Source organism: Paraglaciecola sp. QJM3NY_14 (genome assembly GCF_056173245.1).
On sequence record NZ_CM149664.1, the window covers coordinates 3,751,617 to 3,765,639 of the forward strand.

General features: G+C 45.3%; 14 protein-coding genes. 4 read left to right on the forward strand and 10 right to left on the reverse strand.

Annotated elements, in window-relative coordinates; genetic code table 11:
• Positions 1-22 precede the first annotated feature (22 nt).
• The 7 genes from AC0VYA_RS16090 to murJ form a co-directional block, all read right to left on the reverse strand.
• Entirely contained in the window at positions 23-598 is a 576-nt protein-coding gene (locus AC0VYA_RS16090; protein WP_475488915.1) for a pilus assembly protein PilV, read from the reverse strand.
• Positions 599-896: 298 nt separating this feature from the next.
• Positions 897-1,841 carry a 4-hydroxy-3-methylbut-2-enyl diphosphate reductase gene (gene ispH / locus AC0VYA_RS16095; RefSeq protein ID WP_475488916.1) on the reverse strand — a complete coding sequence of 315 codons (945 nt, stop codon included), beginning with the start codon at positions 1,839-1,841 and terminating at the stop codon, positions 897-899.
• Between the two features lie 45 nt (positions 1,842-1,886).
• Positions 1,887-2,330, reverse strand: coding sequence for an FKBP-type peptidyl-prolyl cis-trans isomerase (fkpB, locus tag AC0VYA_RS16100; RefSeq protein ID WP_006993161.1), 444 nt, complete (start codon positions 2,328-2,330; stop codon positions 1,887-1,889).
• Positions 2,323-2,817: a signal peptidase II gene (lspA, locus tag AC0VYA_RS16105; protein ID WP_006993162.1), complete on the reverse strand. Its 495-nt coding sequence runs from the start codon at positions 2,815-2,817 to the stop codon at positions 2,323-2,325. Before lspA ends, fkpB begins: the two co-directional genes overlap by 8 nt.
• Positions 2,810-5,638 carry an isoleucine--tRNA ligase gene (gene ileS / locus AC0VYA_RS16110; protein WP_475488917.1) on the reverse strand — a complete coding sequence of 943 codons (2,829 nt, stop codon included), beginning with the start codon at positions 5,636-5,638 and terminating at the stop codon, positions 2,810-2,812. The genes lspA and ileS overlap by 8 nt, the downstream gene beginning before the upstream one ends.
• A gap of 41 nt (positions 5,639-5,679) precedes the next feature.
• Positions 5,680-6,606, reverse strand: a complete 927-nt coding sequence (ribF, locus tag AC0VYA_RS16115) for a bifunctional riboflavin kinase/FAD synthetase (RefSeq protein ID WP_039987407.1) — start codon at positions 6,604-6,606, stop codon at positions 5,680-5,682.
• A 195-nt stretch (positions 6,607-6,801) separates the two neighbouring features.
• Positions 6,802-8,373: a murein biosynthesis integral membrane protein MurJ gene (gene murJ / locus AC0VYA_RS16120; protein WP_475488918.1), complete on the reverse strand. Its 1,572-nt coding sequence runs from the start codon at positions 8,371-8,373 to the stop codon at positions 6,802-6,804.
• Positions 8,374-8,852: 479 nt separating this feature from the next.
• Here murJ and rpsT point away from each other — a divergent pair, with 479 nt between their 5' ends.
• Together rpsT and AC0VYA_RS16130 are read left to right on the forward strand one after the other, a co-directional pair.
• Positions 8,853-9,116 (forward strand): 30S ribosomal protein S20, encoded by a 264-nt coding sequence (rpsT, locus tag AC0VYA_RS16125; protein WP_006993166.1) that lies wholly within the window; start codon positions 8,853-8,855, stop codon positions 9,114-9,116.
• 214 nt (positions 9,117-9,330) lie between these two features.
• A complete protein-coding gene (locus AC0VYA_RS16130) occupies positions 9,331-10,749 on the forward strand; it encodes a M28 family peptidase (RefSeq protein ID WP_475488919.1) in 1,419 nt (472 codons plus the stop codon).
• A gap of 101 nt (positions 10,750-10,850) precedes the next feature.
• Here the strand turns inward: AC0VYA_RS16130 and AC0VYA_RS16135 are convergent, their stop codons facing one another.
• From AC0VYA_RS16135 to AC0VYA_RS16145, 3 genes are read right to left on the reverse strand one after another with little or no spacing between them, the layout of a single operon-like run.
• Positions 10,851-11,297, reverse strand: coding sequence for a flavodoxin domain-containing protein (locus AC0VYA_RS16135; protein WP_006993168.1), 447 nt, complete (start codon positions 11,295-11,297; stop codon positions 10,851-10,853).
• A gap of 34 nt (positions 11,298-11,331) precedes the next feature.
• Positions 11,332-12,090, reverse strand: a complete 759-nt coding sequence (gene truC / locus AC0VYA_RS16140) for a tRNA pseudouridine(65) synthase TruC (RefSeq protein WP_475488920.1) — start codon at positions 12,088-12,090, stop codon at positions 11,332-11,334.
• Positions 12,090-12,446 (reverse strand): YqcC family protein, encoded by a 357-nt coding sequence (locus tag AC0VYA_RS16145; protein ID WP_475488921.1) that lies wholly within the window; start codon positions 12,444-12,446, stop codon positions 12,090-12,092. The genes truC and AC0VYA_RS16145 overlap by 1 nt, the downstream gene beginning before the upstream one ends.
• Before the next feature lie 59 nt (positions 12,447-12,505).
• Here AC0VYA_RS16145 and AC0VYA_RS16150 point away from each other — a divergent pair, with 59 nt between their 5' ends.
• Positions 12,506-13,531 carry a DUF3549 family protein gene (locus AC0VYA_RS16150; RefSeq protein ID WP_475488922.1) on the forward strand — a complete coding sequence of 342 codons (1,026 nt, stop codon included), beginning with the start codon at positions 12,506-12,508 and terminating at the stop codon, positions 13,529-13,531.
• On the forward strand, positions 13,528-13,833 hold the full coding sequence (locus AC0VYA_RS16155) for a DUF3301 domain-containing protein (protein WP_011575923.1): 306 nt from the start codon (positions 13,528-13,530) through the stop codon (positions 13,831-13,833). The genes AC0VYA_RS16150 and AC0VYA_RS16155 overlap by 4 nt, the downstream gene beginning before the upstream one ends.
• Positions 13,834-14,023: the final 190 nt, after the last annotated feature.

The window sequence follows — 14,023 nt, forward strand, 5'->3', positions numbered from 1 at the left end:
CCATGAGGCACACTTTTAGTCCTCACAGCGTTAAATCCAGCGTGACACAATCATGGGCATCACTCCGATTGAGGTTGCACTCACTGTTTAAAATACGCTCTTGGTTTTGCCAGCTCTCTACCGGCCAAGCGATCATAATCTGATGACGGGAGCCCGCGCTGCAACTATGTGCATCTAATGTATTGTTGTCATCACAGGTTAATGAAATCGATAAGCTTGGCGCAGCGGATGTAACCGCGCAGGACATTTCGTATGCATCAAACTGGGCGAATTGCGGGCTTGTACATTGGTTTTGTAGGCAATTTGGAATACTCGCTGGCAATGCCAAGCAAAAGCACTCATAAGGTAAAGCAGATGAATCGCAAGACAGGCTGGCAAAATTATAGGCATTATTCACGAAATATTGATTATCTACCGTCAGCCCTTCACCAGAAGGGGCAGCAGCAGCGCGCAAACGCTCGCTGAATTGCTGAGCAACTAATACGGCTTGGCTGCGATGAAGTGCATCTGCGTTAGAAAAAGCACTTACAAACTGTAACGATGCCACACCTAACAACCCCACCGTTAGAATAAATAACGTCACTAGGATTTCAACCATACCGACCCCCTTCATAATGAGGAATGAAGCTGGGTGCAGAGTGTGCTTGGCGATGAAACTTGAACCTTTAATAACGGATAACCACAGGCGTAATAGTGATATTGAAGCTTAGCGCACTAACGCGCTACGTTAGTTATCGACTTTAGACCATAGGTATAATTGGTGTGTAGGCTTATGACTAACTTATTTCGGGATGGGACAGCAGATATAAAAAAGTCGCTAGAGAGAAATAAAAGCTCTTTTAGCGACTTGTTTTTCTAACGTGCTGGCATCTTGGATACGACCAAACCCAGCGCGTCTAGCTTACTTGTTTTACTCGTAACTCTTTGGGCACTGCAAACTCGATGTTTTCGAGGCGACCAGGACGCTCAGTAGCACTGCTTGCACCCCATTCTTTTAACCTGTCGACCACACCTTGTACTAATACTTCTGGAGCCGATGCACCTGCGGTCACACCAATATGTTTAGCGTTCGCTAACCATTCTTTTTGAATACAATTAGCATCTGCTATCAAATGCGCTTTTGCCCCAATCTTTTCAGCCAACTCTCGTAAGCGATTTGAGTTAGAGCTATTTTGCGCGCCGACCACTAGCAACACATCGCAATCCGCTGACAATTCTCGTACCGAATCTTGGCGATTTTGCGTGGCGTAACAAATATCGTCTTTACGTGGCCCTTCAATTGCTGGGAACTTGGCGCGCAACGCGTCAATCACGTCAGCGGTATCATCCACAGATAAAGTGGTTTGACTACAGTAGTACAACGCGGATGGGTTTTTCACCTCGAGGCGGGCAACGTCATCAACCGACTCAACCAAGTAAATACCGCCATCTTGATTGTCGTACTGGCCCATGGTGCCTTCCACTTCGGGGTGACCCTGATGGCCAATAAGTACACATTCTGTGCCTTTTGAGCTAGCGCGCATCACTTCCATATGCACTTTAGTGACAAGTGGACAAGTTGCATCAAACACCTTCAAGCCACGAGAGCTCGCTTCGTTGCGTACAGCTTGAGACACACCGTGGGCCGAGAAAATCACTATGCTGTCATCAGGTACTTCCACCAGCTCATCAACAAAGACCGCCCCGCGCTCTTTAAGACCATCCACCACGAATTTGTTATGTACCACTTCGTGGCGCACGTAAATAGGCGGTGAGAAAATTTCTAACGCGCGTTCAACGATGGTGATGGCTCGGTCAACACCGGCGCAGAAGCCTCGTGGGTTAGCCAAATGAATTTGCATAATGTTTCCTAGTGTTAACTCTTGCTTTGAGCTCAGTGGTGTAAGTTACGCTACTGAGATAATTTCGACATCAAAGGTAATCGTTTGCCCAGCCAAAGGATGATTAAAATCAACCGTGACTGACGCCCCCGCGACTGAGCGCACAATGCCAGGTAGCTCACTACCATCAGGTTGAGAAAAGGTCATGATCATGCCTTCTTCTGCTGGCGTTTCGCCACTGAATTTGTTGCGATCAAGATGGTAGATATTGTCTGGGTTTGGAAAACCGAACGCGTCTTGAGGCTCAAGGGTAAATGACTTTTTATCGCCTGCGCTTAATCCCAAAAGACAGGCTTCGAAGCCTGGGGTCAAATTACCATCGCCAATAACAAGCTTAGCAGGCTTATTATTGACTCGGGTGCTGTCCGCCGCTGAGCCATCAGATAATTTCAAGTCAAAGTGCAATACCACTTCACTGTTGTCTGTTATGACTACAGATGAATCACTCATTTACATTGTCCTTATTTTTAAACATATCTATGACTAGTAAAAACGCGCCTAAGCAGATTGCGCTATCAGCTACGTTAAACGCAGGCCAATACCAATCTTGGTAATAAAGCACTAAGAAATCGATAACAAAACCGTGTAATAAACGGTCAAACACATTGCCGAGCGCGCCACCAATAATCAAACAAAACGCCACAGGCAACATAACCTGTTGGCGGGTGGTTTCTTTTAACCACCAGGTGACTAAACCACATACGGCGATAGCAATACCTGTGAATAACCAACGTTGCCAACCACCAGCATCACTTAAAAAGCTAAATGCTGCCCCGTAGTTGTACACGTGAGTTAAGTTAAAAAAAGAGGTGTACTGAATCGCTTGGTACGGCTCTAAATTCGCCACGATCCAGTGCTTAGTAACCTGATCGATGACAAACACCACCACGGCTAACCACAAAAAGCGCAGACCGCTTTGTCTAAATAAATTAAGCATAGGCGCGCGTTTCACCTTCGCCATCAACGTTAGTGACACAGCGCTGACACAACTCAGGATGCGACTCATTTGTACCCACATCTTCACGGTGATGCCAGCAACGAGCACATTTTTTGCCTTCTGATGCGCTGATATGTAACCACAATCCAGGCACTTCGGTTTCTGTGGCATCAGCAGGCTTGCTCTCAACCGCTTCCACTGTTGCAGACGAGGTAATAAACACAAAGCGCGCTTCATCTTGTAATTTGCTAAGCAACTCAGCAAGCTCTGCGGTAGCGTAAATTTTCACCTCTGCTTCTAAAGAGCCACCAATAGTGCCTTCTTTACGAGCCAGCTCAATTGTACGATTAACTTCATCTTTAACCGCTAACACCTGCTGCCAGAATGCATCGTTAAATTCGGTATTGTCCGCTTGAGCAGTCAACCCTTTATACCATGTACCGGTGAAAACGAATTCGTCTTCTTGCCATGGCATTTCTTGCCAGATTTCCTGAGCAGTAAAGCTAGTGATCGGTGCCATCCAGCGCACAAGCGCCTCAACTATATGATACAAAGCTGACTGGCATGAGCGACGTGCGTGGCTGTCACTCTTCGCGGTGTACTGACGATCTTTGATGATATCCAGATAGAAACTGCCCATTTCAATCGAACAGAACTGCATCAATTTCTGTGTTACCACCAGCAAGTCATAAGCTTCATAGGCTTTTACGATCTCGCGTTGCATGGTGTGGGCACGACTTACGGCCCACTTGTCCAATTCAACCATTTCTTCAAACGGAACCAAATCAGTTTTTGGGTTAAAACCGGTTAAATTAGCAAGCAAGAAGCGTGAGGTATTACGAATACGGCGATAGGCATCAGCCGAACGTTTAAGGATTTCATCTGACACCGCGATTTCACTGCGATAATCAGTTGATGCCACCCACAAGCGCAGTATATCTGCCCCCAGTTTATTGGTAACTTGTTGAGGAGCAACCGTGTTACCCAAAGACTTTGACATCTTTTTGCCTTTACCATCAACAGTAAAACCGTGAGTAAGCACTTGCTTATAAGGTGCCTGGCCTTTAGTAGCAACAGAGGTCATCAGTGATGACATAAACCAACCTCTGTGCTGGTCAGAGCCCTCTAAGTACAAGTCAGCTGACGCAGGAATATCATCACGCTTGTCGACCACAAAGTAGTGGCTCACACCTGAATCAAACCAAACGTCTAATGTGTCTAATACCTTAACGAACGTATCTGCATCATCCCCTAGCATTTCTTGGGGGTCAATATCCCACCACGCTTGTATGCCTTCGCTTTCAACACGTTGAGCCACTTGTTCAATTAAGGCGTCGGTATTTGGGTGCAAATCACCTGTGTCTTTGTGCACGAATAACGCGATAGGAACGCCCCACGTACGCTGACGTGATATACACCAATCTGGGCGACCCGCTACCATGCTTTCGATGCGGCTTTCGCCCCACTCAGGGATCCACTGAGTTTTATGAATTTCTTTAATGGACGCTGCACGTAGGCCATTCTTGTCCATGCTAATAAACCACTGAGGTGTCGCACGGAAAATTAACGGCGTTTTATGACGCCAACAATGTGGGTAACTATGGGTGTATTTAACGTGATGCACTAGCGCGCCGCGCTCTGCTAATACTTCAACCACATGTTCATTCGCCTTAAAGACATGCTCTCCGGCAAATATCGGTGTGTTTTCAAGATAAACACCGTTAGCACCGACGGGGTTAGCAACTTCAAGGTTATATTGGCGACCGACGTTGAAATCTTCCACACCATGACCTGGCGCAGTATGTACGCAGCCAGTACCTGAATCTGTCGTTACATGCTCACCTAAAATAAGTGGCACAGTGAAGTCGTAAAACGGATGCTGTACCTGCATGTTTTCAAGGGCTTGGCCTAACGCAGTCCCCAACACGTGAGTATTCTCAAAGCCAAAACGTTTAACGCACTCATCAAGTAGATCTGTTGCCACAACTAAGCGCTCGTTACCATTTTCTGATTGTACTTGAACCAGGCTATATTCTAATTCTGGGTGCAATGAAACTGCGCGGTTTGCAGGCAACGTCCAAGGCGTGGTGGTCCAGATAACCACTGAAATTGTGCCTTCACCTAAACCTTCACCTATTGCGGTAAAATGTTTAGTGAAACTGGCTTCATCGGCGATATTGAAACGCACATCGATAGACGGCGACACTTTGTCTTGGTATTCCACTTCGGCTTCAGCCAAGGCAGAGCCACAATCTGTACACCAATGAACAGGCTTAAAGCCCTTTTCAAGGTGACCAGAGCGTACAACGTTACCCAACTCGCGGATAATGTTCGCTTCAGAGCTGAAGTCCATTGTTTTGTAGGGCTTGTCCCATTCGCCAAGCACGCCTAAACGAATAAAGTCAGCTTTTTGCCCATTAATTTGCTTTTCGGCATAGTCTCGGCACTTTTGTCTAAACTCTGCTGCAGTGACTTTCTTACCAGGTTTTCCGACTTTTTTCTCAACCATGAGTTCGATTGGCAAGCCGTGGCAATCCCAACCGGGTACGTAAGGAGAATCAAAATCTGATAAGGTTTTTGATTTAACAATCACATCTTTAAGAATTTTATTCACTGCGTGGCCAATGTGAATATCACCATTGGCGTACGGAGGGCCATCATGCAAGATAAAAGGCGTTTTGCCTTTTTTAGCAGCGCGAATTTTGTGATACAGCGCTTTATTCGTCCAGTCTTGCAGCATTTTAGGCTCGCGCTGAGCAAGATTCCCACGCATTGGGAACTCAGTCTCAGGCAAATTCAAAGTATGTTTGTAGTCACTCATTGATTGCTAAATCCAAAATCGTCGTTGTTCGTCATTAAATTTCAGTTAACCCCAAGCAATTGTTTTGCTTGCTCGGCGTCACGTTGTATTTGTTGGTGCAACTGTTCGAACGAATCGAACTTAATTTCGTTGCGTAATTTTGCTTTTATGGCCACAGAAATAAAGTGACCATATAGGTTGCCGGTAAAATGAAAAATATGCACTTCTAACTGAGAACGTTGCCCATTTACCGTCGGGCGCGTGCCAATGTTCGCCACGCCACTATATACCTTACCTGCTATGTCAACTTGAACCGCAAACACTCCATTAATGGGGGCATTACAGCGTTTCAGCAATAGGTTGGCAGTAGGAAAGCCAATCGTGCGGCCTTTTTTATCACCATGCAGTACCTTGCCCGAAATCGTAAACGGTCTACCAAGCATCTTTTCAGCAAGCGAAAAGTTGTTTTCACTCAGTGCATTGCGGACTTCGGTAGAGCTAATACGGCAATCTTCTAAGCGAAAGCTTTGCGTACTCACCACACTAAAACCGCATTTTCGCCCTTCAACTTGCAGCATAGCGAAATTACCTACTCGCCCTTTGCCAAAGCGAAAGTCATCGCCCACGACTAAAAATTGCACACCTAAGTCTTTAACTAATAGCTGCTCAACAAACTGCTCTGCGGTAAAAGAGGCAAAACGTTTATCAAACTTCAAACACAGTAAACGGTCTACACCTAGTGCTTTAAGTTGTACATATTTATCACGTAATAAACTGAGTCGCGCGGGTGCGTTATCCGGTGTAAATAATTCCTCAGGCTGAGGTTCAAACACCATAACGGTAGCAGGCAAGCCCAGTTCCCTTGCCTTCACAACGACTTGACTTAACACGGCTTGATGCCCCAGATGAACGCCGTCAAACTTTCCAATTGTCAGTACGCATCCTCGATGTTTATCTCGAAGATTATGTAAACCGCGGACTAATTCCACTTCGTTCCTCTTATATTAAGTACGTCATCTATTAAGTACGTCATCAAGCCAAGCCACTGCATCAGCTTTTAAGCTACCCCAAGCACGTAAGGTGCCCGAGCATGTATCTCATGTTTAATACTGTTTGGCTAAAATCAAAGCGACGGATTATAGCGAACTACGCGCAGAGATACAGCCCGTTATAGCGCAGTTCGTTCAATTAACGTGAATTGCTTTTGATAGTAACTGTTTTGGGCGTATCCCGAGGGCAAATCCACTCAACAAAAACACCGCCCCAGCTCCCGCTATCATGACGGCCAATTGTGTCATTTGCATCATCGGCTCCCACATCAGCCAATTAGCAATCGTCGGTCGGTAATAGATAAGCCCAGCAGCCATGATTAAGGTCGAAATTAAGACTTTTGTTAAGAACACCAGAGTACTCGCAGAGAGTTTGTAGACCCCTAAACGATGCAACTTGCTGTATAACAAGCCCGCGTTCATGGTGGCTGACAAACTAGTGGCTATCGCCAATCCGAGGTACCCGAATGGAATAGCGAAAATTAAGTTAAACACCATATTCGACGCCATGCACCAAATACCGTACTTCACCGGTGTTTTAGTATCTTGACGAGAGAAAAATCCCGGAGCAAGTACCTTAATTAACATAAAGCTAAGTAATCCAGTGGCATAGGCGATTAAGCTGTACGAGGCGAGAGTGGCGTCTAATGCAGTAAATTCACCGCGTTTAAACAATACGATCAACATAGGCTCCGCTAAGATCATTAAACCAGCTGCAGCGGGAATTCCTAGTAAACTTACCATCCGCAGCGCCCAGTCGATGTTGGCACTAAACGCCTTGGCATCGTTTGTCACATGATTACGCGACAAGGTCGGCAGTATGACAGTAGCGATAGCAATACCAAATAATCCTAAAGGAAATTCCAGTAAGCGGTCAGAGTAGTAAAGCCAACTAATGGAGCCTGTGACTAAGAAGCTTGCGATAAAGGTATCAAACAACAAATTAAGCTGGCCAACCGATACCCCGAACAAGGCCGGTATCATCAATTTACGCACTTTGGTTACTTGTGGGTCTGACCATCCCCATTGCGGTTTTACCAGTAATCCAGCTCGATACAAGAAAGGTAACTGAAATGCGAATTGCACTATGCCACCAATAAATACTCCCCACGCTAATGCAAAACCTGGCTCTTCAAAGGTATCCGCCATAAAAATAGCACAGCTTATAATCGCTACATTTAACAGCACTGGGGTGAATGCGGACACAGCAAATTGGTTTAAGGTATTTAAAATGGCGCCGGTTAAGCCTGCTAACGAAATAAACATTAAATAAGGAAACGTGATCTTCAACATCAAGGCTGCCAGCTCGAATTTCGCCCCTTGGGGCTCATCATTGAGATACTCCATAAACCAGCCTGCGCCAAACAGCGCAGTGACCACCGGAGAACCGATGACGCCGAGAAACGTTACTACGGTCACTATTACCCCAAGCGTACCGGACACTTTGGCAATAAATTGCTTCATGGCATCTTTGTCATTTTCATTGCTAACTTCTGTCAGCACAGGGATAAACGCTTGAGCAAATGCGCCCTCAGCAAATAAACGACGAAGAAAATTGGGAATTTTATTGGCAAAGAAAAACACATCAGCTGCCGCCCCAGCCCCCATTAAATTCGCCACCACAACATCTCTGACCAAACCCAAGACTCGTGATAAAAACGTCATACAACTGACAATCAATCCGGATTTCAACAAACGATTCGACACACGACTTCCTTTAAAAATTAGATAACCCGAATAACACTGCGCTTAAACAAAGTGCCTATTATGCGCCAAGGGTAATTTAGTTAGAAGCATTCATCTGAAAAACAATCACCTACATGTATAAGCACACTCTCACTCGGTGTAACCGAGTTGGCCGCCCTTGATAAGGCGAACGGGTATGGGGTGAGCGAGTATGAGGTGAGCGGGAATAAGGTGAAGAATGTGGCGTTAATTTAACTTCTTAGTGCATTGCCTCTTCGCTCAATCACGGAACTCAGGTAAACTACTATCTGGCAGGTGCGAATGCCTATTAACATCGCCCATTTAGCTGCTTGTGAACACGATTCAAATCCAGCATTACGATACCCTGAGAATTAACTGCAGTTTTGCACAATAAATACGCAAAAGCATTTGACAAACACAGGTCTGATAGGCACAATCCGCACCCTTGAATTTTGACTAGAATTTTTTGGGAGTTCCACTTGGCTAACATTAAGTCTGCTAAGAAACGTGCACTACAATCAGAAAGACGCCGCCAGCACAACGCTAGCCGTCGTTCGATGACACGTACATCTTTGAAGAAAGTACTTGCTGCAATCGCTTCTGGCGACAAAGCATCTGCTCAAGCTGCATTTGCAGCTGCTACACCTTTGATTGACCGCATGGCAACTAAAGGTCTTATCCATAAAAACAAAGCTGCTCGTCATAAGAGCCGTTTGTCTGCACAGATTAAAGCATTAGCTTAATATCAGTTCAGAATTTTTATTGTCAAAAAAGCGCTTAGGCGCTTTTTTTGTGTTTAAAATTTACGTTTCTCACTGCCCCTCTTCTTTTTGAAATAGATTAAAGTAACTTGAATTAATCTAAGCTAATACTATTCCAGTAAATAATTACTCAGTGGTTAATTATTTTTGCTGGGATTGATATAAATAAACAATGATATTCATTTAAGGAAATCACATGAGAAGCATACATCTGTATCGTTCGCTTGCACTAACCGGCACCTTGCTGCTCAGTGCTTGTGCATCAACTGAACCGACGGACACAGCGACTAATCAACTTGCTGAACTAAGCTCGAAAGCGATGAATAGCGATACCGCTTACGAAATAGTGAAATCACTCACAGTAGAAGTTGGACCACGAATAGCGGGCAGTGAAGGTGATAAGCGCGCGGTTGAATGGGCGGAAAGTAAATTTAAAGAACTGGGATTTGATAACGTCTACAAAGAGCCTGTTCGCGTAAGAAATTGGTCTCGCGGTATTGCAGATGCAACAATCATCGCTCCTTATCAGCAGAAACTATTTATCACCGCATTAGGTGGCTCAGTGGCTACTCCTGAAGGCGGCCTTACCACTCAAGTGGCTATGTTCGACTCTTTGGCTTCATTAAAACAAGCGGACGCAGCGCAAGTAGATGGAAAAATCGTTTTCATTAATCAACGCATGCAACGTGATCGCGCTGGTAAAGGCTACGGCCCTGTCGTTATTGGACGCTCACAAGGTGCTATTGAAGCGGCAAAGCTAGGCGCCAAGGCGGTCCTTATACGCTCCGTCGGTACCGATAATTCGCGTTTTGCGCATACCGGTGTTATGCAATATTCCGACGATGTACAGAAAATACCCGCAGGCGCGTTATCAAACGCTGACGCTGACAACTTACAAGCTATGATCGACGCAGGTAATGATGTGACATTAGCAGTGGACATGCGTGCTAAAGAACACGGCTGGCAGACGTCTTATAATGTTATTGGGGAGTTTACCGGTACAGAGTCTCCTGAAGAGGTTGTGCTGATAGGTGCTCACTTAGATTCATGGGACGAAGGCACAGGTGCGCTGGATGATGGCGCAGGTGTCGGAATTGTTACCGGCGCAGCTACCTTGATTAAAACCCTAACTGGTCAACCCAAACGGACGATCAGGGTAGTACTTTATGCGTCTGAAGAATTCGGCTTAACTGGCGCGCAGGAATATACCCGTAAGCACAAAGAGGAATTAGGCAATATTATTGTTGCAGCAGAGTCTGACTTTGGTGCGGGGGAAATTTATCAAATGGATACCCTTTTTACGCCGGATGCTGTTGAGGCGGCTACCCCCTTATTTGCCGCCCTTGCCAAAATAGGCATTAAACAAGGCCATAACCAAGCTGGCGGCGGCCCTGATGTGTCAATGCTCCCCAAGCACGGAGTGCCCGTGGTTTCTTTGCTACAAGATGGCACCTATTATTTTGACTACCATCACACGGCGAATGACACCTTAGACAAGGTTGATCCAAAAGCATTAGCGCAAAACCAGGCCGCTTATGCGTTGCTTGCTTATTTTATGGCGAATAGCGATATTGAGACGCGCCCAGCACCTAAAGACCTGGCACAATCACATTAGTGAAGTCAACGCAGTATCGTATTTCACACAAAAAAGGCGAGGTGTCGACATGACATCTCGCCTTTTTAATGGCTTAAGTTAGGGCAACTTACGTCACAACTTTACGCAAATTCAGCGGCCAATGGCTCTATAAAAGCCAACGCTTCTTTTTCAGGCTCAAGAGTTTCACAAGCATCAATCTTAAGCATATCTGCAACTGGCTTGCCTTGTAACTCAAGTAATAGCGCTTGTATTTGCTCGCCCGCCCCGCAGTACGAATCACAGTAACTACTATCACCTAAGCCAATGACAGCAAACGGCTTCTGATCCATCAAAGGGAACATGTCCTTTAAATCTGCAACAAAAAACTCGAGATTCGGCGGAATATCCCCCTGCCCCGTAGTGGAAGAAACAAAAATGTACCCATCACAGCGTTTAAAATCATCAATGCTTGGGTCGTCATATATTTCGCTAACCACTTGTTTACTGGTGAGCAGCTCTTGTACTTGCTCTGCAACATGTTGAGCGTTACCGTAAACTGAACCAACGAAAATACCTACTTTACTCATTTTTTTACTCTTCCTTTGCTAAAACAAAATTAGTTTACCGACTATTTGAAAGCAGATCTAACCTATCTAACGATGGTAATTCCCAGCCCCATTGCACCATCAATGTAGACATCCTTTGATCGAAATCATTCACTATCGCCAATTTTTCGTTACTTACTGGATGTGTCATGCACATTTGTTGGCAGGTCAATGCCAAACCATTAAATGAAAACTGGTCACGCATAAATTTATTGTGTTTTCCATCACCATGAGTGGTATCACCCACGATGGGATGATTAATATGGCACATGTGCCTACGCAATTGATGTTTGCGACCCGTCTTTGGGTGCAGCCGCACGAGCGTGTATCGAGCCGAGGGATAACGACTGACAGCAAAAGGCAACTCGAATTGCTGTAGCGGCACGTATTCTGTTTGTGCTTCTTGGGCGTCTTTATCTTGTTTAGCACGCTTATCTGCTATTTTATCGAGCTTTTCTTTAAGGGCATAATCAATCAAACCCGCTTCTTTTACATGGCCACGCACAATGGCGAAGTACGTTTTTGCAATTGTATTACCAGCAAATTGCTCCCCCAGCAGGCGCGCAATATCTGCAGACAAAGCGAACACTAGTACTCCGGAGGTTGGGCGATCTAAACGGTGAACCGGAAACACATGCTGACCGATTTGATCCCTGAGCATCTGCATCGCAAATTGGGTTTCGTGCCGGTCAATCATGCTTCTGTGTACTAATAAACCAGCGGGTTTGTGAATAGCGACTAAGTATTCGTCTTGATACAAAATAGTTAATGTCATTATTCTACTCCACTAAATTGAAGGTCAATTTGCGCTAACACGTCAAGTACTGGTTCCCGCGTTGGCTGCCCTGTCGTGTATTCTTTAGCCCACTCTTGTGCCATCGGCATAAGTGCCATTCGTGTGGGCAGTGGCTTTTCTTCTTGTAGCAGTTCATTCATCTTGGGAATAAAGATAAATTGCAGCCACTGAGCAAACCCCATACGATCACAAGCAAAAGGCAATTCACTCTGCATTGCCCAAAGTGATGGCGGGGAAGAAGACCATTGTTCAGCTGTTTTTAGTGCCACGGCCAATTGCGATAACAGCTTCTCTACTTGGACTTCTGAGCCGCTACATGGCATGCTTCCGCTCATATTTAATCATCTCAAAATTAGGTTGTTTCCGCGTAATGCGCGGCAGTTTATAGGTAAACATGAATCAAATCAGCTCCATCAGTGAATTTCTTCTTCACGCTCAAACTGAATACCATGTATTTGATATGGGTCGGACTATTCGCAGTATTGATAGCCAGACTTTTTTAGACATAGAAAACGCCAGTGAAGCTGCCCCCTATCCTCGCCAGCAACACGCATGGTTTGGTATTATTTTTTATAGTCGGCAATTGAGTCGCGAACATTACATTTGGTTTGTAAAACTTCCTTTGGATGAAAAAGGCTTAGTTATCAGTGCTACGCGCAATCATTTTTTACAAATAATCACTGATGCTTTAGGCGCCCAGTTAGAACACAACAAAGCGGCCCAAGGGCGGTTACCAGAAAATCCGTATACGTTCGTTCCAAACCAACAGCAACTGGCCGATTTTAATAGCATGAGCCGCAATGTATTACGGCTACCGCCCAGTGAGTATTATTCACCTGCTGTGCGTTACTTCGCTGAGCCTCAAGCCCACGACTGGCAGAATGTCGCATTGCAAGGTATTGCCGATATTGCCGCGAGCGTGCGCCGTAAAGAAGGCGCGCTGTTGATTACTGAAAATATTACTAAGGTAGCCCCTCAAGTGCAGCAAGCGTTAATGTCATCACTTGAGAATTACACTTTAGATAAAGACACTAGCCAGTGTTTAATTGACCATGCGCACCAGCGTTTTGATGAGCCTCTGCAGATCCAGTGGACCTTACGCGCGTTAAGCCAAAGTGTTGCTAATACTGTCGTTAACACCTTTATCCAGCGCGTACTTGATTCGCAGCACGGTAAAGCGCCAGAGATCATGTTGTTGATTGCAGCAAGACATTGGCGCTGTTTACAAAACGAAAAAGTCTTGCGCCAGTATATTAGTCAACTTGCCGACATTGATATCGAACTGTGCGCCGATTTATACAGTGACTTAGTGCAGATCCCAAGTATTCGCCCTACTATGCTCGGTGTCGTCAGATGGCAAGATAAAACCCCAGCAGTAACGCAAATGATCGGCCATTTATTCAGCGGACAACAAAAATGAACTTGTTTGATTTGACCTTATTTCTGGTGATCTTATTGGTAGTATTTCAGTTTTGGCGCATGCGAGCCATTACTGAAAAGGCTAACCAATATCTCGCTCAGTATTGTGATAAGCATGGCTTGCAACTAATCAGCAATGCACGGCATAAAACCCGCTTGGGTAGTTACAGAGGAAAGCTCGATTGGCAAAGTTGCTTCGTATTTGAATTTTCAGGTAATGGTGAAAACAGTTATCAAGGCACGCTTACTATGGCCGGAAAGCACATTTTAAACGTTGATACTCCTGCGTATCGAGTAGATTGATCGTTTGGAAAAGTAAATGTAAGCTGAGTTATACACGGCTTCTTTATTGAGCCCAGAAACTGCAAAGGCGCGGCCTGAATCATTTCAAGCCACGCCTTTACATAAAAATTGAAGGTCCCTCTGTGCGCTCCTTCGCAACAACTACGTCACACCATCCTTGTCTTGTCCTTCTGTCATTCATCCTGAATGC

Coding starts and splice junctions, on each gene's coding strand:
- ileS (WP_475488917.1), bottom strand. CDS start 5,638: ATGAGTGACTACAAACATACTTTGAATTTGCCTGAGACTGAGTTCCCA.
- fkpB (WP_006993161.1), bottom strand. CDS start 2,330: ATGAGTGATTCATCTGTAGTCATAACAGACAACAGTGAAGTGGTATTG.
- truC (WP_475488920.1), bottom strand. CDS start 12,090: ATGACATTAACTATTTTGTATCAAGACGAATACTTAGTCGCTATTCAC.
- lspA (WP_006993162.1), bottom strand. CDS start 2,817: ATGCTTAATTTATTTAGACAAAGCGGTCTGCGCTTTTTGTGGTTAGCC.
- AC0VYA_RS16150 (WP_475488922.1), top strand. CDS start 12,506: ATGAATCAAATCAGCTCCATCAGTGAATTTCTTCTTCACGCTCAAACT.
- AC0VYA_RS16135 (WP_006993168.1), bottom strand. CDS start 11,297: ATGAGTAAAGTAGGTATTTTCGTTGGTTCAGTTTACGGTAACGCTCAA.
- AC0VYA_RS16090 (WP_475488915.1), bottom strand. CDS start 598: ATGGTTGAAATCCTAGTGACGTTATTTATTCTAACGGTGGGGTTGTTA.
- AC0VYA_RS16155 (WP_011575923.1), top strand. CDS start 13,528: ATGAACTTGTTTGATTTGACCTTATTTCTGGTGATCTTATTGGTAGTA.
- ispH (WP_475488916.1), bottom strand. CDS start 1,841: ATGCAAATTCATTTGGCTAACCCACGAGGCTTCTGCGCCGGTGTTGAC.
- AC0VYA_RS16145 (WP_475488921.1), bottom strand. CDS start 12,446: ATGAGCGGAAGCATGCCATGTAGCGGCTCAGAAGTCCAAGTAGAGAAG.
- AC0VYA_RS16130 (WP_475488919.1), top strand. CDS start 9,331: ATGAGAAGCATACATCTGTATCGTTCGCTTGCACTAACCGGCACCTTG.